The 23,081-nt window shown below is 43.0% G+C and carries 21 protein-coding genes; 9 read left to right on the top strand and 12 right to left on the bottom strand.

Annotated elements, in window-relative coordinates; genetic code table 11:
* Positions 1-12 precede the first annotated feature (12 nt).
* The 4 genes from LKO26_RS05550 to rpiB are packed head-to-tail and all read right to left on the bottom strand — an operon-like array spanning position 13 to position 4,265.
* On the bottom strand, positions 13-942 hold the full coding sequence (locus LKO26_RS05550) for an LD-carboxypeptidase (protein ID WP_227586858.1): 930 nt from the start codon (positions 940-942) through the stop codon (positions 13-15).
* Positions 942-1,622, bottom strand: coding sequence for a LysE family translocator (locus LKO26_RS05545; protein WP_227586857.1), 681 nt, complete (start codon positions 1,620-1,622; stop codon positions 942-944). Before LKO26_RS05545 ends, LKO26_RS05550 begins: the two co-directional genes overlap by 1 nt.
* Before the next feature lie 28 nt (positions 1,623-1,650).
* A complete protein-coding gene (gene rnr / locus LKO26_RS05540) occupies positions 1,651-3,804 on the bottom strand; it encodes a ribonuclease R (protein ID WP_227586856.1) in 2,154 nt (717 codons plus the stop codon).
* 29 nt (positions 3,805-3,833) lie between these two features.
* The gene (rpiB, locus tag LKO26_RS05535; protein ID WP_227586855.1) at positions 3,834-4,265 is read right to left on the bottom strand and encodes a ribose 5-phosphate isomerase B; all 432 of its coding nucleotides are present in this window, start codon (positions 4,263-4,265) and stop codon (positions 3,834-3,836) included.
* A 664-nt stretch (positions 4,266-4,929) separates the two neighbouring features.
* On the opposite strand from rpiB, the gene LKO26_RS05530 reads away from it, so the two are divergent.
* A complete protein-coding gene (locus LKO26_RS05530) occupies positions 4,930-6,120 on the top strand; it encodes a phosphoglycerate kinase (RefSeq protein ID WP_227586854.1) in 1,191 nt (396 codons plus the stop codon).
* A gap of 200 nt (positions 6,121-6,320) precedes the next feature.
* Here the strand turns inward: LKO26_RS05530 and LKO26_RS05525 are convergent, their stop codons facing one another.
* The 6 genes from LKO26_RS05525 to LKO26_RS05500 all read right to left on the bottom strand — a co-directional run bounded on the left by LKO26_RS05525 (position 6,321) and on the right by LKO26_RS05500 (position 14,876).
* Positions 6,321-7,139, bottom strand: a complete 819-nt coding sequence (locus LKO26_RS05525; RefSeq protein WP_227586853.1) for a class I SAM-dependent methyltransferase — start codon at positions 7,137-7,139, stop codon at positions 6,321-6,323.
* Between the two features lie 97 nt (positions 7,140-7,236).
* Positions 7,237-9,099, bottom strand: a complete 1,863-nt coding sequence (gene mnmG, locus LKO26_RS05520) for a tRNA uridine-5-carboxymethylaminomethyl(34) synthesis enzyme MnmG (protein WP_227586852.1) — start codon at positions 9,097-9,099, stop codon at positions 7,237-7,239.
* Positions 9,100-9,240: 141 nt separating this feature from the next.
* Positions 9,241-9,660: an rRNA maturation RNase YbeY gene (ybeY, locus tag LKO26_RS05515; RefSeq protein WP_227586851.1), complete on the bottom strand. Its 420-nt coding sequence runs from the start codon at positions 9,658-9,660 to the stop codon at positions 9,241-9,243.
* A 4-nt stretch (positions 9,661-9,664) separates the two neighbouring features.
* Positions 9,665-11,836: a patatin-like phospholipase family protein gene (locus LKO26_RS05510; protein WP_227586850.1), complete on the bottom strand. Its 2,172-nt coding sequence runs from the start codon at positions 11,834-11,836 to the stop codon at positions 9,665-9,667.
* Positions 11,836-14,286, bottom strand: a complete 2,451-nt coding sequence (locus LKO26_RS05505) for a bifunctional UDP-N-acetylmuramoyl-tripeptide:D-alanyl-D-alanine ligase/alanine racemase (protein WP_227586849.1) — start codon at positions 14,284-14,286, stop codon at positions 11,836-11,838. The genes LKO26_RS05510 and LKO26_RS05505 overlap by 1 nt, the downstream gene beginning before the upstream one ends.
* Complete coding sequence (locus LKO26_RS05500) at positions 14,283-14,876, bottom strand: thymidine kinase (RefSeq protein ID WP_227586848.1); 594 nt, start codon at positions 14,874-14,876, stop codon at positions 14,283-14,285. Before LKO26_RS05500 ends, LKO26_RS05505 begins: the two co-directional genes overlap by 4 nt.
* A gap of 59 nt (positions 14,877-14,935) precedes the next feature.
* Between LKO26_RS05500 and LKO26_RS05495 the strand changes: the two genes are divergently transcribed.
* The 8 genes from LKO26_RS05495 (at position 14,936) to LKO26_RS05460 (ending at position 21,829) form a co-directional block, all read left to right on the top strand.
* The gene (locus LKO26_RS05495; protein WP_227586847.1) at positions 14,936-16,150 is read left to right on the top strand and encodes a hypothetical protein; all 1,215 of its coding nucleotides are present in this window, start codon (positions 14,936-14,938) and stop codon (positions 16,148-16,150) included.
* 52 nt (positions 16,151-16,202) lie between these two features.
* Entirely contained in the window at positions 16,203-17,579 is a 1,377-nt protein-coding gene (locus LKO26_RS05490; protein ID WP_227586846.1) for a UDP-N-acetylmuramate--L-alanine ligase, read from the top strand.
* Between the two features lie 11 nt (positions 17,580-17,590).
* A complete protein-coding gene (locus tag LKO26_RS05485; RefSeq protein WP_227586845.1) occupies positions 17,591-17,797 on the top strand; it encodes a hypothetical protein in 207 nt (68 codons plus the stop codon).
* On the top strand, positions 17,794-18,468 hold the full coding sequence (gene rsmI / locus LKO26_RS05480; RefSeq protein ID WP_227586844.1) for a 16S rRNA (cytidine(1402)-2'-O)-methyltransferase: 675 nt from the start codon (positions 17,794-17,796) through the stop codon (positions 18,466-18,468). The genes LKO26_RS05485 and rsmI overlap by 4 nt, the downstream gene beginning before the upstream one ends.
* The gene (locus LKO26_RS05475; protein ID WP_227586843.1) at positions 18,465-19,451 is read left to right on the top strand and encodes a glycosyltransferase; all 987 of its coding nucleotides are present in this window, start codon (positions 18,465-18,467) and stop codon (positions 19,449-19,451) included. The genes rsmI and LKO26_RS05475 overlap by 4 nt, the downstream gene beginning before the upstream one ends.
* 10 nt (positions 19,452-19,461) lie before the next feature.
* Positions 19,462-20,205, top strand: a complete 744-nt coding sequence (fabG, locus tag LKO26_RS05470) for a 3-oxoacyl-[acyl-carrier-protein] reductase (RefSeq protein ID WP_227586842.1) — start codon at positions 19,462-19,464, stop codon at positions 20,203-20,205.
* A 69-nt stretch (positions 20,206-20,274) separates the two neighbouring features.
* Positions 20,275-20,847 carry a nucleosidase gene (locus LKO26_RS05465; RefSeq protein WP_227586841.1) on the top strand — a complete coding sequence of 191 codons (573 nt, stop codon included), beginning with the start codon at positions 20,275-20,277 and terminating at the stop codon, positions 20,845-20,847.
* Positions 20,848-21,127: 280 nt separating this feature from the next.
* A complete protein-coding gene (locus LKO26_RS05460) occupies positions 21,128-21,829 on the top strand; it encodes a DUF421 domain-containing protein (RefSeq protein WP_227586840.1) in 702 nt (233 codons plus the stop codon).
* Between the two features lie 270 nt (positions 21,830-22,099).
* Here LKO26_RS05460 and LKO26_RS05455 read toward each other — a convergent pair whose 3' ends face one another.
* Positions 22,100-22,597, bottom strand: a complete 498-nt coding sequence (locus LKO26_RS05455) for a hypothetical protein (RefSeq protein WP_227586839.1) — start codon at positions 22,595-22,597, stop codon at positions 22,100-22,102.
* A partial coding sequence (locus LKO26_RS05450; RefSeq protein WP_227586838.1) for a hypothetical protein occupies positions 22,594-23,081 on the bottom strand: 488 nt, incomplete at its 5' end. The genes LKO26_RS05450 and LKO26_RS05455, both read right to left, overlap by 4 nt.

The raw sequence follows: 23,081 nt of genomic DNA, 5'->3' as shown, positions 1-23,081 counted from the left end.
CCAATATTTTTGCTAAAAAATCACCTCTACCTTATCCTGTACCTTCAGTTGTATATTTCCGCCGATAATCAATGGTTTATTCTCATAGATATGGCCATTTGGAAAGCCAAAAATAACGGGAAAACTGTACTTTGAAATGCGCTGGGCAATGATTTCATAAGCAAAATCATCGAAGGGAGATTCGTAGTTTTCATTATCTTTTTCATCGCCCATATTGGTCATTCCACCTATGATGAGTCCCTTAATTTTTCTGAAAACGCCGGCCAGATCCAGTGACATCAGCATCCTATCCAGTGCATAGAAATTCTCGCCGATTTCTTCAATAAAGAGTATTTTATCCTTAAAATTAAAAGAGTAGGGGGTGCCCATCAGTGCATAAATGAGTGCCAGATTTCCACCTGCCAGTTGTCCCTTTGCCGTTCCTTTTTTATTCAGCAAATGGCTGTTTACAGTATAGGCGGGAAATTTGCCTTTCAGCATATCAAAAATAAGTTCATAGCTCTGGCCGGTCACGCCAAAACTGGATGTTTTAATGGTTTGACCATGTATGGAAGCGAAATTATTCTTCAGCAGATAGCTTTGAATCACCGTATTGTCTGAATATCCGATGTACCATTTCGGATCTTTTCTGAATTCCGACAGTTTCAGGTGTCTCAGGAGATGCTGGCAGCCGTAGCCACCCCGCGAAGCCCAGATGGCTGCAATATCTTCATCTGCAAAAGCACGGTTCAGATCCTGAATTCTTTGTTTTTCGTTTCCGGCATAGGTATAGCCATTGGAATATCTGGTGTACAGATGCCTGCCCGGTACGGGTTCGTAACCCTGATCTTTAATCATTTCGATACCTGCATGCAGTTGCTCTTCATGCACTGCACCTGCCGGTGAGATCACGGCAATACGGTCTCCCTTTTTTAATGACGGCGGTAAAATTATACTGTTCATTACTGCATTTGAATTTGTTCTGCCTGCTCTGCTTTTTCAAGTTTCTTATCAAACTGATTAAACATCTTAAAGCTTTGTAAAAATATAAAAATACTGAAACCAATGAGCACAAAACCCACACCTTTACGGATCTGATTGGCCACGCGCTGATTCAGTTTGTCATGAAACTGCTTGGCCAGATAAATTTTAAATAAATCAATGATAAAATACGTTCCGATAACCACCATCATATACAGGAAAAAATGATTGTTTGTGGGATAGCTGTTGCGCACCGAAATCACGGTTACCAGCCAGAACAAGACCACTCCGATATTCAGAATATTAAGGAAAAATCCATTCAGAAAGGTCCGGAAATAATTCTGGCTGATGAATTCCTTTTCACCGGTGATGTGCATTTTGGTTTTAGACACAATCATAAACACCGCATAAATGAGTATGATGAAGGAAGTAATGCGGTAAAAACCGGGATGCTGATCAATAAGATGCACCAGATCTGCACTGGCAAAATAGGCGGCGACGATACAAACCAGATCTGCCAGCAAAACGCCTACATCCAAGGAGAGGGCGTGTTTTGGTCCGCGGGTGAAACTTGTTTCTATCAGCAGGAAAAAAATAGGTCCTATGAAGACCAGACTCAGCATAATACCGAGTCCTGCCGCTGAAAATATGAGTTCTAACATTGAAATAAAAAGGATAAAATTACGGGTTTTAATCTACAATTTTAAAATCCAGTTGTTTGGCAATCAGATTGGCCTTCATCACTTTTATTTTGACCGGATCTCCCAGTTGGTATTTTTTTCCGTGGCGCATGCCATATACTGCATGATTTTTGGCGTCATACATATAATTGTCATCTACCAGATCTCTGAGTTTGATAAGGCCCTCGGCGCCATTTTCCGGAATCTGAACCCAAAATCCGAACTCGGCTACGCCAGAGATAACCCCTTCAAATACTTCGCCCACGTGTTTTTCCATAAACCTGACCTGCATGTATTTAATGCTGTCCCGTTCGGCATCTGCAGCCAGCCGCTCCATGGCAGAACTGTGTTTGGCCTGTTCTTCCACATCATTTCTGTGCGGAGATTTTCCACCATCCAGATAATGCTGGAGTAAACGGTGCGCAATGATGTCCGGATAACGTCTGATAGGGGAAGTAAAATGCGAATAATACTCGAATCCCAAACCGTAATGCCCGATGGGCTCTGTGGAATATACGGCTTTACTCATGGACCTCATGGCCAGCGTTTCGATCATATTCTCTTCCGGCTTTCCCTTCACACCCTTCAGCAGGGTATTCATGCTTTCGGTGACTTTTTTAGTATTGGCCAGATTCATTTTGTACCCGAATGTAGACACAAATTCCCTCAAAGCTTCCAGTTTCGCAGGATCGGGATCATCATGAATTCTGTAAATAAAGGTATTACCGGTAGGTTCACTTTTACGGCTCAAGGATATAAATTCTGAAACTTTACGGTTGGCCAGCAGCATAAATTCCTCAATGAGATGATTAGAATCTTTGCTCACTTTGAAATACACGCCTATGGGCTCATTGTTTTCATCCAGATTGAAGCGCACTTCACTGCGGTCAAACGTAATGGCTCCGTTGCGGATTCTTTCTGCACGCATCAACTTTGCCAGACGGTCCAGGGTAAGGATTTCCTGTGCAAGATCACCTTCGCCGGTTTCTATTCTTTCCTGCGCTTCTTCATAGGTAAAGCGCCGGTCTGAGTGGGTCACGGTACGTCCGAACCATTGTTTATGAATATGGGCTTCATCATCCATCTCGAATACTGCAGAAAAGGTGTACTTATCCTCATTGGGTCGCAGTGAACAGACGCCATTGGATAACACTTCCGGAAGCATTGGTACTACGCGGTCTACCAGATATACAGAGGTGGCACGCTGATAGGCTTCATCATCCAATGCTGTGCCGGGCACCACATAATGCGACACATCTGCAATATGAATCCCGATTTCCCAGTGACCGTTTTCCAGTTTTCTAAGTGAGAGTGCATCATCAAAATCTTTGGCATCTTTTGGGTCAATGGTAAAGGTAAGGGTAGGGCGCATATCCCATCTTTTTGCCACCTCATGGTCACGGATTTCCCGGTCTATTTCATTGGCTTCGCGTTCTACTTCCTCGGGGAAAGCATACGGCAGGCCATACTCGGCCAATATGGAATGAATTTCGGTTTCATGCTCACCGGGAGCTCCCAGAACCTGGATAATTTCACCTTCCGGATTTTTATCGCCAGGCTTCCATCCCAGCATGCGTACTACGACTTTTGAACCGTGTACCGCCCCATTAAAATTGATTTTTTTAACGAAAATATCGGTATGAATATTCTTTTTATCAGAAACGACAAACCCGAATTCTTTATGGGGTATATAATCAAAAGTACCTACAAAATCCAGCCGGTTACGCTTGATGACCTCCAGTACAGAGCCTTCCATTTTTTTTCCTTTGTAATGATAAGTGACGATGAGTACCGTGTCTCCCTGCATGGCATCTTTCACATTCTTGGAGTGTACGAAAACATCCTCATCCATTTCGTCTACCTTTACATAGGCGTTACCACTCTGGTTAAAATCAATGACGCCGGTCAAGGTTCCGGCAATTTTCAGATTTAAAATGTATTTTCCGCGTTCTACTTCCAAAATCCGCTCGTCTGCCTGCAGACGGTGCAGGGACTGAATAACCAGTTCCCGCTGCCGGGGATTTTTATAGTCAATGCCATCTGCAATCTGTTTATAATTGTAGATTTTATTGGAATTTTTTCGCATAAACTGCGTAATCAGTTTGCCTATTTCCTGTAGTTTCTGATTGTTTTTATGGGAGATGTATTTTCCTTTTTTTGCCATATATTAATTGTTATTTAGGGGATGAAAAATCAGCACATTGAGATTTTATCTACCCTGTTCTGGTGCCGACCACCTTCAAAATCAGTGGTCAGAAATTTTTGAACCACTTCCAGAGCCAGTTCTTTGGCAATAAATCTAGCCGGTATGGCCACCATATTTGCATTATTGTGTTGTCTGGCCAGTGCAGCCAGATCCGGCATCCAGCACAGTGCACAACGTATTCCCTGGTGTTTATTGGCCGAGAGCTGAACACCCTGTCCGCTTCCGCAGATTAAAATACCCATAATATTGGCTCCGCTTTCTACAGAACGGGCGGCGGGGTGCACAAAATCAGGATAATCCACAGAATCCGGACTGTGGGTTCCAAAATCCTCTATTTCAAAGGTACTGGCCAATTGTGCTTTCAGATACTCTTTATATTCAAAACCTGCATGATCACAGGCTATTGCAATCTTTTTCATTTTCAGTTATTATTTTTCAGATGTTACTTTCCAGACAAATTTACTACTATTCAGGAGAATATATCCGAATTCAACATAAATATTCGGTAAAGCACGGGTTATTGCAGATGAACTGAACACAGCAAAGATCTCACCACATCCGCTGATTTTGAGCCGTATTTTATAATCCGGCCGAAACACCGCATCGCCCGCGTGAAGATTATCTGTGAAAACAGCGGTAAAAGCATGTGGATAACTCAGTATAGATTTCACTTTCTTTATTCATATTAAATTCATAATGGAACATTATTTCTGAACCTCCAAGAAAATTTTGCTGAAAGTTGTAGAGGAAATCCCATCACTTTATCCATAATCATTTTATCAGGAAACCCGCATGAAAACAGTTACTCACAATTGTTGATAACCTCATATTTATCCTGAAATTCAACTTCTTATAATGTGAACTATATATGAACTTCCGTTCAACTCTGTGGGTGTAAATATTTCATTTTTTTTTCTCCACATACTCCGAAACTACAACAACAGTATTCATTCTTTTTTTTTATTTAAAAGAAAAAATGATGATAAGTGAATGATTGGGGATTGGGGAATTTTATCTTCATTTTAATTTTTATTGCGCGGAATTAATCTTAAATTTGGACAACAAAAAACAGCAGAATTTTTTATGAAAACAATTAACGATTTTAATTTCAAAGATCAGCGTGCTTTGGTTCGGGTAGATTTCAATGTTCCCCAAAGTGCAGACTTTAAGGTAACGGACAATACAAGAATACAGGCAGTGAAACCTACCGTAGATAAAATTTTGAATGATGGTGGTTCGGTTATTTTTATGACCCATCTGGGCCGTCCGAAAGGGAAAGTTTCAGATGATTTTTCGTTGAAGAATATTGTTTCTGAGATTGAATCTGTGCTTGGAAGAACGGTTAAGTTTTGCGGGGATTGTATAGGTGATGAAGCTGCTGCTGCTGCACAGAATCTGAAGCCTGGAGAAATTCTACTGTTAGAAAATCTGCGTTTTTATAATGAAGAAGAATCCGGAGATCCTGCTTTTGCAGCAAAACTTGCAAAACTGGGTGATGCTTATGTAAATGATGCCTTTGGTACAGCGCACAGAGCTCATGCTTCTACTTCTGTGATTGCAGATTTTTTTCCTTCAACTAAATTTTTCGGTTTGTTAATGGCCAAAGAGTTAGATGCCGTAAATAAAGTTCTTAAGGACGGGGAGAGACCGGTTACTGCAGTGATAGGTGGATCCAAGGTTTCGTCTAAAATTACTATTATAGAGAATATGCTGCCGGCAGTGGATAATCTGATTATAGGTGGCGGAATGGCTTTTACCTTTATAAAAGCTCTAGGCGGATCCGTAGGAAATTCGCTGGTAGAGGAAGATAAAATGAACCTCGCACTGGAAATTCTAGGCAAAGCAAATGGAGAGAAGGTACGGGTGTATCTTCCTGTAGATGCAATTGCAGCCGAAGAATTTAATAATGAAGCAAATCATGAAGAAGTTGATATCAACCATATACCAGAAGGATGGATGGGTCTGGACGTGGGGATGAGAAGCCGTCAGATTTTTCATGATGTCATCCTGAATTCCAGAACAATTTTATGGAACGGCCCGCTGGGGGTTTTTGAAATGCCGAATTTTGCGGGGGGTACGGTTTCTTTAGGAAACAGTATTGCCGAGGCTACTGATCTTGGTGCTTTTTCTCTGGTAGGAGGGGGCGACAGTGTAGCTTTTGTAAAACAGTTCGGGTATGATGACAGAGTGAGTTATGTTTCTACGGGAGGTGGAGCAATGCTGGAAAGTTTAGAGGGAAAAGAGCTTCCCGGTGTGAAAGCCATCAATGATTAAATTAAGACTATATTTTCAAAAAAAAGTTTCCGTGTTTTTGCGGAAACTTTTTTTATGACCTGAATGCAATTTTTATTCAATTATTTTTTTTGATAGATTGACAATGAAATCTAGGAATATATTCCAGAGGAATGATTTGTATTAGAAATTTGGATTTTCACTGAAATTTGACCTTCAGAAACCTGTCTAAAATCAATTATCTACTTTTTTTCGATAACATATATCAAGCTGGAAAATTCACCGCTTTTTGATGCTTTAAAATTAGAAATCGCTCCTCGGACGGCTCCTTTTAACCAAAAAAGAGTAGATTTTTTATATTTTTCACTCAGCATAGAAATATAGAACGAATCCAGTAAAAGTGGTTTGATGGTTTTTAGTTTCCACAAGTCAGTGTCAAAAAATGCTTCCATGCCTTTTTTTGAAAAATGATAAAGATGTCGGGGGACATCATAAGCGGCCCAAAATTCTTTGTAAAATATTGCATCGTATGAAGTGGGATTGGGTACTGCAATAATCAGCTTTCCGTTTTTCCTGAGTTTACTGTGAAAGAGGTTCAGTATTTCCTGTTGATTACCGATATGTTCCAGAACATGCCATAAGGTTATGGCATCCAGACTTTCGTCCTGAAGTTCCTGTAACTGGTGGATAAAAGTGGTCTGTTTTGTCTTTTTCTGAGCAGCAGTCTGTGCTTCCGGATTGGGTTCGAGTCCGTACGTGGTAAAATCGGATTCAATATACTTCAGAAATTCACCCGCACCGCATCCGTAATCCAGAACTTGTGCTCCCTTCGGCAGGAAAGCTACCAGAACGTTCCGTTTGTAGTTCAGATTAAATCCCTGTATAAATTTGTATATTTTTTCCTTCAGTGATCCGGAATCCTGGTGATGGGAGATGTACGCTGTACTCTCGTAATAAGAAGCGATGTTTTCTGGTACAGGGTCAGTTTTGTAAATACCCGGATATTGAGTTTCTTTGAGTTCAAATACTTCTCCTGTCAGGAAATGATCTTTTATTTTCATAAACAGTTTTGCACATATTAACATTAAGACATTAACGCGTCAGTATCAGCCGTGGAATAATGTTTCACGTGAAACAATCCACAGGGTTATCCACAGACTATCTGCCGAGATAGATTAATAAAACATTTATATCTGCGGGTGAAACGCCGCTGATTCTTCCTGCCTGAGCAATGGTTTTGGGCTGCACTGTATTCAGTTTCTGTTTTGCTTCTGCAGATAAGGAGCTAATTTTACTATAGTCGAAATCTTGAGGAATTTTTATAGTTTCCAATCGGTGTAGCTTTGCTACATTTTCCTTTTCTTTCTCTATATAACCTTTATATTTAATGTTGATTTCTGCTTGTTCTCGGATTTCATTACTATACAAGCTTGTGGTCTCACTGATAAAATCAATTTTTGAAAGTTTATCGAGCGTGATATTGGGACGTGTTAAAATCTGCGCAGCCCGGTATGCCTGGTCTACTGGAGCAGATTCATTATCAGCAAGGACGGGATTAATAATGTCCGGTTTCAGAGAAGTTTCCCGTAAAAAAGTTTCCAGCTGTGCACTTTGAGTTATTTTATTTTCTACTTTTTTCAGTCTTTCTTCGGTAGCCAATCCTATTTTATACGATTTCTCTGTAAGGCGTATATCCGCATTATCCTGGCGTAAAAGCAGTCTGTATTCTGCTCTGGAGGTGAACATGCGGTAAGGTTCTTCCGTACCTTTGGTAATCAGATCGTCAATGAGAACACCAATATACGCTTCGTCTCTGTTCAAGATGAATTCATCCTTGCCGTGCACTTTATTATGGGCGTTAATTCCGGCCATTAAGCCTTGTCCGGCTGCCTCTTCATAGCCTGTAGTTCCATTGATCTGACCTGCAAAATAAAGGTTCTGAACCAGTTTTGTTTCCAATGTATGATGCAATTGGGTAGGAGGGAAGTAATCATATTCTATGGCATATCCGGGACGGAAAACTTTTACATTTTCAAAACCTGGAATATGCTTCATGGCCTTAATCTGAACATCTTCCGGGAGTGAGGAGCTGAATCCGTTGACGTATATCTCCACTGTGCGCCAGCCTTCCGGTTCTACGAAGAGCTGGTGTCGGTTCCGTTCTGCAAAGCGATTTATTTTATCTTCAATACTCGGGCAGTAGCGGGGTCCTGTACTTTGTATCGTTCCATTAAACATCGGACTTCTGTCAAATCCTTCACGTAAAATATCGTGAACGGTTTCATTGGTATATACAATGTGGCAACTGAGTTGTTTTGTTAACCTTGGTGTATCCAGATAGCTGAATTTTTGTGGATTTTCATCACCTTTCTGCTCTTCCATTTTGGAGTAATCCAGGCTTCTGCCGTCCACACGGGGAGGAGTTCCGGTTTTCATCCTTCCGGCTTCAAAACCTAATGATACCAGTTGTTCGGTAATCCCAAAAGCTTTGGGTTCGCCCATACGGCCTCCACCCAGTTGTTTGTCGCCCACGTGTATCAGTCCGTTCAGAAACGTGCCGTTGGTCAATACTACAGATTTTCCTTTAATCTGAATACCCAGAGAGGTGTTTACTCCGGTGACCTGACCATTTTCTATCAATAGAGATTTGACCATATCCTGGAAGAAGTCCAGGTTGGGCGTATTTTCCAGTGCCAATCTCCATTCTTCCGCAAACATCATCCGGTCGTTTTGTGTACGCGGAGACCACATCGCAGGACCTTTAGAGAGGTTCAGCATTTTAAATTGAATGGCGGATTTATCTGCAATTATTCCGGAATATCCCCCCAGTGCATCAATTTCACGAACTATTTGACCTTTGGCAATCCCACCCATAGCGGGATTACAGGACATTTGTCCGATGGTCTGCATATTCATGGTAATCAGCAGTGTTTTGGAACCCAGGTTGGCAGCAGCAGCAGCAGCTTCACAACCGGCATGTCCGGCTCCTACTACGATGACGTCATATGTTTCGGTTATCATTAGAATAGACTTTTATTAAAATTGTTTCACGTGAAACATCATTAATTAAAAACAGATGAATCACAGTTGCTGTCTGACGGAAAAAGTCCGTGGGTAAGCCCGTGAAAGAGGAATATACCGGGGTTTAACGTCAAAGAGCGATTAGATTATAAGATCACGCCGGGCGAGATAATAATCTTCTTTAAAGCGCATTTCTGAAATTTCCGCCTCTGTTTTATCTTTGTAACCGCACAGATGCAAAACTCCGTGAGCAAGTACCCTGTGAAGTTCACGGTCAAAATCCTGACCCAGCACAGCAGCATTGTCTGAAATGCGCTGCAAAGATACAAAAATATCTCCTGAAATCGTTTGACCCTTCACATAGTCAAAGGTGATGATATCTGTATAATAATCGTGCTGTAAATAGTCGCGGTTCACTTGCAGGAGGTAGTCATCACTGCAAAAAATATACTGCAGATCACCGGGTTTTTTACCTTCAGAACTGATGATATGGTGCAGCCAGGTCCTGGTGCGTTCTTCAATTACTATGGGTTCTGTATCTTCGAAAAAAAATGTTGTCATAATATTAAAACCAATGTCCCAGTATGACACTGAAGGTTCCGTTGTTTCTGTTAATAGAGTGGCTGTAATTAAGTTTAACCTGCCCTAAAGGTGATTTGTAACCGGCAGTGAGTCCCGCAGACGATTCTGTGATGTGAAAAATATCGTCTACTTCCGCATCTGCAAAGAGATTGGCCACACTGAAAGACGCATCCACAAAGTAGTTTTTGTGGACATTAAACTGTAGTGTATTGGCCATTGTGAGTAGATTTCTTGAACTCAGCTGTCCGAATTCATATCCCTGAAACTGATTAAAGTTACCGAGATTCTGCTCGAAAATTCCTCCGATTTTATATTCATTGTAATGGGATAATTCATCGCCGAGCGTAAAGCCTGCTGCCATGCCCAAGCGGTAGGTAAGCCATGTTGTCAGCGGAAAATTAAACCGTGCTGTTATTTTTGTCTGAAAGGTTCTACCTTCCAGTTTTTCACTCAGTAAATCCAACAACTTTCCTTCAGCGTTCAGGTACCAGCCTTTGGTGGGAAAACCTTTGTCATTTTGGGTGTCGGTTTTCATAAATACATAAGGGTTTATAAAGTGGTGCACATCTGAGTAAGCAGCACGTCCTATCGATTTCGCCTCAAAATAATCATGACTGATTCCACCGCCGATGGCATATTTGTCCCGCCATACCGACTGAAGAAATACTTCATTTCGAAACCAGTTCCAGGATTCAGTTACATTGGAGTTGATGTCCCGTAAATCCAGCGACATTCCGGAGGCATAAGCCCCAAAACCGGGGATATAGCCGTTGTCTATAAAATAATTGAGGTAGTATCTGGGCGTGTCACCTACTACCACATCCAGAGACAGTGTGGAATTTCGGAACAGCAATCTTTTTACGGTCGCATTCAGCAGTAAGCCGGTTTTGAAGATCTCATCATAATGCAACCCAAATTTCAGGTAGAAACGGGTATCGTCTTCTATAACGTCCAGTTTCAGATAATTCAGATCATGATTGCCGGTTTTTATGATTTCATAATTGATGAGTCTGTAATTATTGGTGGCGTACAACTTATCAATCATCCGGTTTATAGAGCTGTAAGAGTGTAATGCAGGCAGCTTCATATTCATTTTACCTTCCACATAGTTCTTGCTGAAAATTTCATTATTTACCAGCACCAGACTGTCTATTTTGTACATATTGGAGAAAACCATATTCATGGGTGTACGGAGCAGGTGATCTTCTCTTTTCGGCAATAATGAAAGGGTAGGGACGTATTGGATGGCTTCTTCGTAACCGGCGTTAAGGATCTCTGCCTTGGCATCATAGCTGGTGGCGGTTTTGCCGGTGAGATCCGGATGGATGTTAATGTCTGTGTACTTGTACTGGCGTACCGTTTCCTTCTGGATTCCGAAATCAATCACCTGGTTCAGAATGGCAATCGCACTCTGCAGATTTTCCCTGCTGGCCAGTCCCTGGCTCAAATCTACACCGATGACAATGTCAATTCCTTTATCTTTCAGCGGTTTTGAGGGATAATTAATGGTCATGGCGCCGTCTATATAAAGTGAATCGCCAATCTTTACCGGATCCATCAATGATGGAAATGCTGAACTTGCCATAATCGAACTCACCAGATCACCCTTTTCAAAAATTTCCATAGCTCCGCTTTCCAGATTGGTGCCGATACACATAAACGGAATTGGTAGTTTGGAGAAATCTTCTGTGGTAGAGACATTTTTAAAGAGTTCCTTCAGGAGATAGATGTTTTTTTGTCCGGTAGAAATGGCTTTGGGCAGTACGTTGATTTTACCGTTCTTCACCGGAATATTCAGAATGTATTTGTCTACAGATTTGTTGAAGAAAGTAGCCTCCTGCCGGGTTTTCTCATTGGCAATGATATTGTAGAAATCGGTATCCATTACAATTTTCTCGATGTCTTTACCGGTATATCCGCTGGCATACAAACCTCCTACTATCGCTCCCATGCTGGTTCCGGAAACATAGTCAATCCGCACACCCAGCGAATCCAGAACTTTCAGAACGCCTATGTGTGCAAATCCTTTGGCTCCACCACCAGATAATGATAAACCAATTTTTGGATTGGGCGGAATTACAAAACCTTCCTTTACTTGCCCTTTCAGTAGTATAATACTGAAGAAAACGGCTATGATGATCGCTACTTTTTGCATTAGTTCTTTATATATATTCTCTTTACTCTTCTCGAAATGGAGGTCAGTACCTCATAAGGAATGGTTCGGCAATAATCAGCAAACTGCTGCAGACTAGGGCTGGAATTGAAAATAATCACCTCGTCTCCTTCTTTTATTTTTGCTGTACCTATGTCTATCATCATCATGTCCATACATACGTTTCCCACAATGGGATACAATTTTTTGTGGATGGCCACATATCCGTTTTTATTGCTTAGAAGCCGGGGTATCCCGTCGGCGTACCCCACTGGGATGGTTGCAATTCTTGTGTTTTCTTCTGCACGGAACCGGCGGTTATAACCCACAGATTCACCTTTTTCCACCTCAGAAATCTGAGATATGACCGTTTTGAATACCACCGCGCTTTGCAGCTGACGTGCGATTTGCTCATCAGATGAAATGCCTGCCATTCCGATGCCGATGCGCACCATATCAAACTGATATTCGGGAAAGGAAACAATACCGGAGGTATTCAGAATATGATAAATAGGTTGATAGCCCAAGCTGCAAGAGAGTGCAGATGCATTCCTTTCAAAGATCCTAATCTGCTCTAGGGTATAGTCCCGTTCCTCGGCATCATCAGCTGAAGATAAATGACTGAAAATACTGGCCGCTTTCAGATTCATGGTCTTAAGCTTACCGGCGAGTTCGTCCAGTTCTGGAGTTTTGAAGCCCAGTCGGTGCATTCCGGTTTCCAGTTTGATGTGCACCGGATACTGCTTGCTGATGCCCTTCTGCTGAAGCGCTTCATAAAATTTTTCCAGAACGCGGAAACTGTAAATCTCCGGTTCCAGATTGAAATCAATGATGCTGTGATAGCTGTGCTGCTCCGGATTCATCACAATAATAGGCGTTGTGATTCCATTTTTCCGGAGGTCCGCTCCTTCATCTGCATACGCAACACCCAAATAATCAATGTGATGGTGCTGTAAAAACTCTGCAATCTCGTAACCCCCCAGTCCATAGGAATAGGCTTTAACCATCGCCATTATTCGAGTTTCCGGTTTCAGCAAAGCACGATGAATGTTGATATTGTGGATAATGGCATTCAGATTCACCTCCAGTACCGTATCATGTTTCTGCAGCTCCAGATGGTTTTTTACTTTTTCAATGGTAAATTTTCGTGCACCTTTCAGCAAAATCAGCGAGTTTTCTATCTGATTAAGTTCTTGGCTTTCAATTAATTGTTGAGTATCGGTAAAAATAAATACTTCACCGTTAAACAAATACTCATATTTCGGAATTTCCTCTCCAACCAGAAATACTGAATGAAAGTTTTGCTCATTCACCAGCTGAGATACATTTCTGTACAAATCATCCGGTTGATCCCGAACGTCTATAATGTCGGTTAGAATCAGGGCTTTTTTAGCTTTCCCGTATTCGTTGATAAACTGAAAGGCAATCTTAAGTGAGTCAATATCCAGATTAAAGGAATCATTAATCACAAGATTGTTTCTAATGCCGTTGACGCTTTCTAACCGCATTTCTACGGCTTTCAGGGCGTTGAGTTTTGCAGTAATCTGTTCATCGTCAAACTGAAGTTCCCGCAGAACGGCAATGACCGCAAGGGCATTCATCAGCGTTGCCTCATCACGTTGTAACATGGGAAAACTGAAGGGAATGCCGAAATGACTCACGGTGATATCCAGCTGATGATTCTTCCAGTCTGATGCCGGTTTCAGATCGTTATCTGGATGAAATCCGTAAGAAATAAGCTTTTGTTCATTAAATTTTTCATGGATCTTTTGCCGTACCAGAGGGTGATCTCCATTGAAAATGATGGTTTTTGAATTGTTAAAAAGTTTCAGTTTTTCATCGATCAGTTCTTCTTCTGACGAGAAATTAGCCGAATGCGCTGTTCCGATGTGGGTGAGGATACCCAATTCCGGCGAAAATATACTGCTCAGAATGTCCATTTCGCCCGGTCTGGAAATACCGGCTTCAAAAATTCCAAGTTCATGATTTTCGTTGATCTGCAACAGTGAAAAGGGTAAACCGGTCTGCGAATTGAAACTCTTCGGACTTTTTACCGTACTGAACTCGTTCCAGAGGCTCTGGTACAGCCATTCCTTTACGATAGTTTTTCCGTTGCTGCCCGTTATCCCTATTGTTTTCAGCTCAGGAAAACCGCCCAGATGTTGTGCCGCCAGTTTTTGCAGAAAGGCCACAGCATTTTTTACAATGATCCAGGTAACTCCTTCGTAATCTGCAGTTTTGTTTTCGGCAATAATAATTTTAATGCCTTTTTCCACTGTGGCTGGAATATACTTTTCGCCACGGTTTTTACTGGTATTGATCGCCAGAAATGCTTTCTCTTTTACAGAGAAAATAGTTCGGCTGTCAAAAGCAATGCTTCTGATGCGTGCATCGGGGTTTCCAATGACGGTGCTGTCTGTTAGATCGGCAATTTCTCTGGCCGTATAGTTCATTCCTGCGGATTTTTATTGAGGACAAATTCTGTGAAAATACGTCGGCTCACGGCTTCATAACTGTCGGTTTCCCCCAGTTGTACCAGATTTTTGCTTTCGGTGGTTCTCATGGAATAATTGGCCAGGTTGCCGGTTCTCTTGCAAATAGCATGCACTTTTGTCACATATTCGGCGGTAGCCATCAAATAAGGCATGGAGCCAAAGGGTCTTCCCAGAAAATCCATGTCCAGACCTGCAATAACCACCCGCACTCCGGTATTGGCCAGTTGATTGGCTACTTCTACAATGCCTTCATCAAAAAACTGAGCCTCGTCTATGCCCACTACATCGCAGGTAGAGCCCAAAAGCAGAATCTCGTTGGAACTCTCTACAGGCGTGCTCAGAATTTTATTCTGGTTGTGGGAAACCACTTCCTCATCTCCATATCGGGTATCTATTTTCGGTTTGAAAATTTCTACCTTCTGGCCTGCCATTTCTGCTCTGCGCAACCTGCGGATCAGTTCTTCGGTTTTTCCCGAAAACATCGAACCACAGATCACCTCCATCCAACCACTTTGTTTGGAATGATTTATTGTATTTTCTAAAAACATTTGTTACTTTAGCCGTAAATATAATTTCAAAATTACGCAAAATTTAACAAGATATTGCAATGCAAAACTTTCAGGAAATTCAGCAAAAAGCGCTTCATGATGCAAAGTCCATTATAGAAAAGCTGCAACGCATCGATTCTGCAGAAGATTTAAAGGAATCTTCATCCCAGCTTCAGCAGCTGCAGGAAATTATCACCTTTTTGTCACTCGCTGAAAAATATCGGGAGGATATGCAGGATGTACCGGTTCAAATTATTGACAATCAGGAAACTGACTATGAAAATGAAGTATTGGAAGAAATTGAAGACCGCTATATTGCCGAAGAGGAAGTGATTTTCAACAATACCCTGAACCAAATCGATGAATCCGAAATTCACCATCCCGAAATTGGGACACAGGTTTTTGAGGAAGAGGCTATTTTTAACAATGAACTGAATGAAATTCAAGCTGCAGAAGAATCGGAAACCGATCCGGAGGAAGTGGTTGATTATGAACTGAGTGGGGTTTCTTCTTCCATAGACAATACCGAAGAATCTCCGGAAATTGACTCCGAACCGGAAATTTTCAAACCGGAAGACACCGCCGATTATGAGGAAATTGATGAAAATATTGAGGTAACGGAACCTGAAGAAGCAGCCGCGGATGAGGAGGAAGAGGAGCCTAAGGAAGCCGTGACCTTTACCTTTGATGTGGCCGGCATCAAGGATGAAGAAACTGCTGCGGAAACTGCTGATTCCCAAGATGTCTCTGCAGTTGCAGAACCTGCTGCAGATCAAGAAACTGCAACCGATGAGCGTGGTAAGATTGTGGACATTGAACGTGAAGAGAAAATGATTCAGCTCAATGCTGCCGCCGCCGAAATACAGGAACAACACCAGGAAGAAAAGAAATTTAAACTGGCCAATATCAAAGGATTGAAAAAGATTCAGTCCCTGTTTGAAGATGATCCGCTGGAAGAAGAAGAACATGTGGCTCCTCCTGCAGAAAAACCGGAAGCAAGTCTGCTGAAGGCCAATATGCCCACAGATTTCATGGAAGCAGAAAAGCCGAAAGCCGAATTCAGACTGGATCTGAATGACCGTATCTCTTTTGCGAAGATGCTTTTTGGGGGCAGTCAGGTAGAAATGAATGAAACCATTAACACCCTGAACAGTTTTAAAACCCTGGCAGAAGCCAAAGAATACCTGAGTGAGGTATATTACAAAAACAAATGGGAGCAGGCAGATGAATATGCCCAGAGGCTGTGGTCACTGGTGGAACACAAATTTATTTAAGCTTCCCCGCACGTGCTGTTTCAGCGCTGCAAAATCTGCATTTTTATAATTTATGATTAAAAATATCACAGCTTTTCAAAACGTATTTTTCATTGGGGTAGCCGGTGTGGGCATGAGCGCTATTGCCCAGTATCTGAAAGGTATTGGCAAGGATGTTTCCGGCAGTGACCGCTATTTCCAGCCCGGACTATATAATAAAACCCGTGAACAACTTGAAAATGAAGGTATTACCTGTTATGATCAAGACGGCAGCGGAATCTCTGACCGTACGCAGCTGGTGGTGGTGTCCACCGCAATAGAAGACACCGTGCCCGAGGTTCAGAAAGCCAGGCAACTGGGAATTCCCATCATGAAAAGGAGTGAACTTCTGGCACTGATTGCAGAAAGTAAGAAAACAATAGCAGTAGCCGGCACCTCCGGTAAATCTACCACATCGGCAATGCTGTACCAGATTCTGCTGGATGCCGGCCTGGAACCCAGCATTATTTCAGGTGCCGGCCTGACCAGCATCATTAAGCAGGGTAAAATCGGAAATGCAGCGGTGGGGAAAGGTGAATGGCTCATCATTGAAGCCGATGAAAGTGACGGCTCTGTGGTGCAGTACCACCCCGAAACCGGGCTCTTGCTGAATATTGACAAAGACCATCAGGAAATTGATGAACTGATTGAATTATTTACGATATTTAAAAATAATACTAAGGGTTTATTCATTGTGAATCAGTCTAATACACTGGCAAAATCCTTGTCTGCGGATGGCGATAATGATTTCGGTTTTGAAGATGAAAATGCAGGCTATTCGGCAACGAATTTCAGACAGGATGGATTTACTTTACATTTTGAAGTAAAAAACCAGCGTTTCGCTATGAATTCCATCGGCAGGCATTCGGTGGAAAATGCTACAGCCGCTGTTGCAGTGGCCCACCAGATGGGTGTAAGCCTGGAAACTTGTGCGCAAAGTTTGGAAAAGTATGAAGGAATCTACCGCAGGCATCAGATTTTAGGACAGAAAAACGGCATTTGGGTCATTGATGATTATGCGCATAATCCCGCAAAGTGTGCTGCTTCCATACGGGCATGCCAGCCTCTGGCAGCGAAAGTCGTTGCCTGGTTTCAGCCGCATGGCTACGGACCTACCCGATTTCTGAGAAAGGATTTCGTGGAAGAAATTTCAGAAGCGTTGCGGCCACAGGATGAAATCTGGATGAGCGAAATTTTTTATGCCGGCGGTACTGCGGTGAAAGATATTTCTGCCGGTGATCTGGTGGAAGATATACAGAAAACCGGAAAGAATGCTTATTTTGTGGAGGACCGCAATGATTTTATGGAAACCGTACGGCCTCGCCTCAATGCAGATACCGTGTTGCTGCTGATGGGCGCCCGGGATCCCGGTCTGGAGGATTTTTGCAAAAATCTGTTTGAAAATTTATAAATGCACAAAATATGGAATCAGCATTCAAAGATTTAATTTTCCCGATGATTCTCGTCCTCGGATTTTTACTGATGTATCTTGCACCCATTCTCGTCATCATGTTTTCAAAGAAGACAACCGGTAAAGAGAAAATCGCCTGGATTCTGGCCGTGATTTTCATCTCCTGGTTTGCCTGGATATTTTACGCCTTACTGGCACCTTTGACCCAAAAAAGATGAGTGGAATTTTATATTTTGTGCCTACACCGGTGGGTAACCTTGAAGATATGACCTTCAGAGCGGTGCGCATTCTGAAAGAAGTGGATTATATTCTCTGCGAAGATACCCGAACCTCGGGAATCCTGCTGAAACATTACGAGATTTCCAAACCACTGAAAGCCTACCATTTGCATAACGAGCATCAGGCTACCGAAAAAGTAATAGAGGAGCTGAAAAGCGGACAAAACATTGCCCTGATTACCGATGCAGGAACGCCCGGCATTTCAGATCCCGGTTATCTGCTGGCCAAAGCAGCTGCAGATGAGAATCTGGAAATGATCTGTCTGCCCGGAGCTACCGCTTTCGTCCCGGCACTGGTGGTTTCCGGACTTCCCAATAACGAATTCCTGTTTGCCGGATTTCTCCCCCAGAAAAAAGGCCGCCAAACCAAACTGAAACAACTGGCCGCAGAAAAAAGAACCATTGTACTTTACGAAAGTCCGCATAAAATCAACACCACACTGGAGCAAATCAGGGAATTTTTTGGTCCTGAAACGCGCATCAGCCTCAGCCGGGAGATTTCCAAAAAGTTTGAAGAAACAAAAAGAGGAAGCATAGACGAGCTCATTGAGTTTTCAAAATCCAAAACATTAAAAGGAGAAATAGTGTTGGTCATAAACAACGTGATATGAAAATTGCACTCGTGTACAGCGGTATGATTCCGGCTGTAAAATACGGCGGCACCGAACGCGTGATCTGGGATCTGGCTGCAGAATTGCACCGGCGCGGTCATGAAATCACTTTCGTGGTCAGTGAACATTCACGGATTCCTTTTGGCAGAAAAATCCCTTTTGAATCTGTTCAGCATGCCAGTGAACTTCCGGCAGATCTGGATGTCATCCATTTCCACAGCGGAATTGCGGGGATGGGAGCGCAGGAAACCCCCTATATTTTCACCATGCACGGCAATGCCGGACCCGGAGTGGTATTGCCGCCGAATACCGTCTTTGTTTCGCAGAATCATGCAGAACGCTTTGGCTCTGATTCGTTTGTGCATAACGGCCTGAACTGGGACGCCTATCCGCAGCCGGATTTAAACCAAAAGAGAAACTACTTTCATTTTTTGGGGAAGGGAGCCTGGCGCGTCAAGAATCTGCGCGGCGCCATCCAGGTGGTGAAGAAAACTCCGAAAGAAAAATTATATGTGATGGGTGGCGTCCGGTTCAATGTAAATATGGGACTGCGCTTCACCTTTACGCCCCGGGCAAAGTTCTTCGGAATGGTAGATAATGAGGAGAAATCCCGGATGATGAACGGTTCCAAGGGACTGGTTTTTCCGGTATTGTGGCATGAACCTTTTGGTCTGGCCATTACCGAAAGCCTCTATTTTGGCTGTCCTGTGTTTGGTACCCCGTACGGCTCATTGCCCGAACTGGTGACTTCCGGTACCGGATTTTTGTCGGATAGCCGTAAAGAATTAACTTTGGCACTGGGAAATGCCGGAGACTTCAGCAAAAAACACTGCCATGAATATGTGGGAGACCTCTTTAATGCAAAACTGATGGCTGACCGCTATCTGCTGAAATACGAAAAGGTGATGCGCGGCGAAGTGCTGAATGCAGAGGCGCCGCAACTGCGGCAGGAAACGCCCAAATTTTTAAATTGGATACAATAAAATTAAGATTATGAAACTATTAGAAGGAAAAGTAGCACTCATCACGGGTGGATCCAGAGGGATTGGCAAGGGAATCGTAGAAACTTTTGCAAAACAGGGCGCACAGGTGGCTTTCACCTATGCCGGATCTGTGGACAAAGCCACTGCACTGGAAAACGCACTGAGTGATGTGACCAAAATAAAAGGATACCAGAGTGACGCCTCAGATTTTGATGCCGCACAAAAACTGGTAGACGATGTGATGGCCGATTTCGGGAAAGTGGATATCCTCATCAACAATGCCGGGATTACCAGAGACAATCTGCTCCTGCGCATGGGAAAAGAGGACTGGGATATCATCATGAAAACCAATCTGGATTCTGTTTTTAACCTCACCAAAGCGGTCATCAAGCCCATGATGAAGGCCAAAAGCGGTTCCATCATCAATATGTCTTCCGTGGTCGGGATTCAGGGGAATGCCGGGCAGGCCAATTATGCTGCTTCCAAAGCCGGAGTTATCGGATTTACCAAATCTGTGGCTCTGGAGCTGGGTTCCAGAAATATCCGCTGCAATGCCATTGCGCCGGGATTCATTGAAACCGAAATGACCGCTGCACTGGATGAGAAAGTGATTGAACAATGGAGAAATGACGTGCCGCTGAAGCGGGGCGGCCAGCCGGAAGATGTGGCCAATGTCTGCGTATTCCTGGGTTCGGATATGTCTGCCTACATCACCGGCCAGACGCTGAATGTGTGTGGCGGTTTACTGACTTAATTATTGATTATCAACCTTATACAAAGCCTTTTGTCTTGTTGGCAGAAGGTTTTTTTATTGCTTACTGAAATGAAATTTGAAGATCAAACCTACCACCGTATTTTATTGGTTTTCGCGCTGGAATCTGAGGCCGGGAACGAGTTTGAAGGATTCCGTACACTTTTTACCGGCGTGGGCAAGGTGAACGCGGCATACCACCTTACCAAAGCCATTATGGAAGACCGCCCGGATCTCATCATTAATCTGGGAACAGCCGGCAGCACGGCTTTTGACCGTGGTACAGTGGTGTGTTGCCCCCGGTTTATTCAGCGGGATATGGATGCACAGGCTTTGGGCTTTCAGAAATTTGAAACGCCGCTATCCGGAGAACCGGCGATGCTGGAATATGGTCTTGCGCCGGGCGGCATGCCCCTGGGAATCTGTGGTTCCGGAGACCAATTCGAAATGGAACACCGCAATCCGGAGTACAATGTGATTGATATGGAAGGGTACGCTCTGGCCAGAGTAGCCCGGCATGAAGGCATTGATTTTCTCTGCCTGAAGTATATTTCAGACGGTGCCGATGGCAATGCCGCTGCAGACTGGTCTCAGGAACTGAAGCGGGCCGCGCGGAGTCTGCGGGCGGTGCTGGCAGCCTGGTAAGTTTCTTTTTATGGGGATATTCAGGTGGACTTTTGGGAGCTGTTTCCCGCTGTCCGCTGTATCTTTTCCGGTGAATTCGGCTCCGCTCATTCACCGGAAAAGGATGCCGCTTCCATCGGGGCTATGGGTGGGGTTTCCGTTCAGGTATTTTGATACAGGTCACGAATCGGGCAACTTTTCGTTGATGTGTTTGGATTCAAATTTTATATTTTAAAAAGTCCGACCCTATAAAACTCGTGCCGGGCACTATTTTCGCTGTGAATTTCGGAAACCCATCCGTATGAAAAGTATTGTAGCCATAGACTGGCCTGCGCTCCTTTTGGGGAGCGAAGACTGGTCGTTTCTGCCCGAGGTTGTATTGCGCACCTTTATTATGTTTCTCATCATCATCGTCGGTCTTCGGCTGATGGGCAAAAGAGGAATCCGGCAACTGTCTGTTTTTGAGCTGGTGGTGATTGTGGGTCTGGGTTCTGCGGCGGGCGATCCCATGTTTTATAAAGAGGTGGGGCTTGTATTTTCTTTTGTGGTTTTTCTGGTGATTATTGTACTCTACGCACTGCTGGTGCGGATTCTGGGAAAGTCCCCGAAAGTAGAAGACCTGCTGGAGGGCAAGCCGGTGTGTCTGATCCGGGATGGCGTATTTGAGGTTGAAAATTTTAAAAAAGAGCATCTGGGCAGTGATGAGTTCTTTGCCGAACTGCGCCTGCGGGGTATCTCGCAATTGGGACAGGTAGAAACAGCGATTGAAGAAACATCCGGCGAGCTGAGTGTCTTTTATGTGCCGGATGATGCGGTTCGCTATGGCCTGTCTGTGATGCCGGATTCCTTGCAGCATCCTGTAACCAGCATTACCGCACCGGGTTATTATTCCTGCATCTTCTGCGGTTATACCGAACAGAAAAACGCCGGTGCAGCAGGCGTTTGCCCCAACTGCACACACCGGCACTGGGTAGCGGCCAGTGGCAAAAAACGGATTACCTGAGTGAAAATACCAAGCAATTTTACAGCTTAACTTAAGTTCACCGCTGCTAATGCCAATGATTCAGGTCGTTTATTCCCGTCAGCAGCCACGGATGTTGTAGCTGTAATCTATGGTCTGCAAGGGTGAGGATGGTGAGGTGCCGCCTACTTTCTTCTGCTCCTGCTACCCAAATATCATTTTAATTTTCAAATTTTCTACTGATTTCAAATTTTATTGTATTGATTCTCAACTGTTTAATTTTACACCCACACGTTTGATAAACAGTACCCATTACCACGAATCATAATTTTTTTCATCTATTACTTTTGAAACATCCCCTGTAATCTTATAGGTTCTTTCTCTCACGATTTCACCATTTGGTTTGTAATTAGTTTCTTTGCCAAACAATAAAGAAGACCCCAATATACTGTCAATTTCAACTCCTTTTCGATAACGTAATCGTGAAATTTCTGAAAGTTTCCCAGTTGAATATCTTGATATAAATGTAGTATAAAAGTATTTATTGTCCGAACTATCAATTTTTTCAAAATACTCAAAACCATTATCATAGATAAAAAGGGTGTCAATTAGCTGATTATCTTTGAACTTTCCAACAAACATGAGGTTACCCTCTCTGTCATATCTATTAAATTTAAGAATGTCGTTATCAAAAACTCTGACGTATTTTATTTTGCCATTATCATAGAAGATTTTCTCTTGCTTCTCCTCTTTTTTGCAAGAAAACAAGAAAAAAATCATCAAAATTAAAAAGAACTGTTTTATTATCATCTTCTCAGCATTTCTCTTCTTAATGAATCACTTCTTCGTTGCATATCACGAATTCCCCTTAAGCTATCAGAGGTGTTCTTACTCTTGATTGAATCCCTTTGAAACCCTGTCAGATTGTTAATGTATCGTGTTTGGCTGGTCATTTTTACACCATTAACTTGGCCTTCAGGATTCCTGATTAGTTCTGTACCTGTGTATACTGTTCCGTAAAAGCTATGGCTTTTCTGTTCCCCACCAATGCCCGCAGCAGCATCAGCAAGACCTACCGCTTGCTGACTCAAACCCAAAAATGCTTCCAGCCTATCCATTCCAGACTTAAAAGAACTAATACTTAGACTATTTAGCATTGCACCGAAATAACCATACGTATTAATAACCTGATCTATATCTGGTCTAAAAAACGGACTGCTTCCTCCTAATCCAGCTCCACCCATTCCTGTGTAATAGTTTCCACCTGCGTTGCCTAAGCGAGATATCCACTTCT

The sequence above is a fragment of the Chryseobacterium sp. MFBS3-17 genome, assembly GCF_020687745.1.
Taxonomy (GTDB): domain Bacteria; phylum Bacteroidota; class Bacteroidia; order Flavobacteriales; family Weeksellaceae; genus Marnyiella.
Note: the sequence above shows the minus strand (reverse complement) of the source record. Positions and strands in the feature narration are given on the sequence as shown.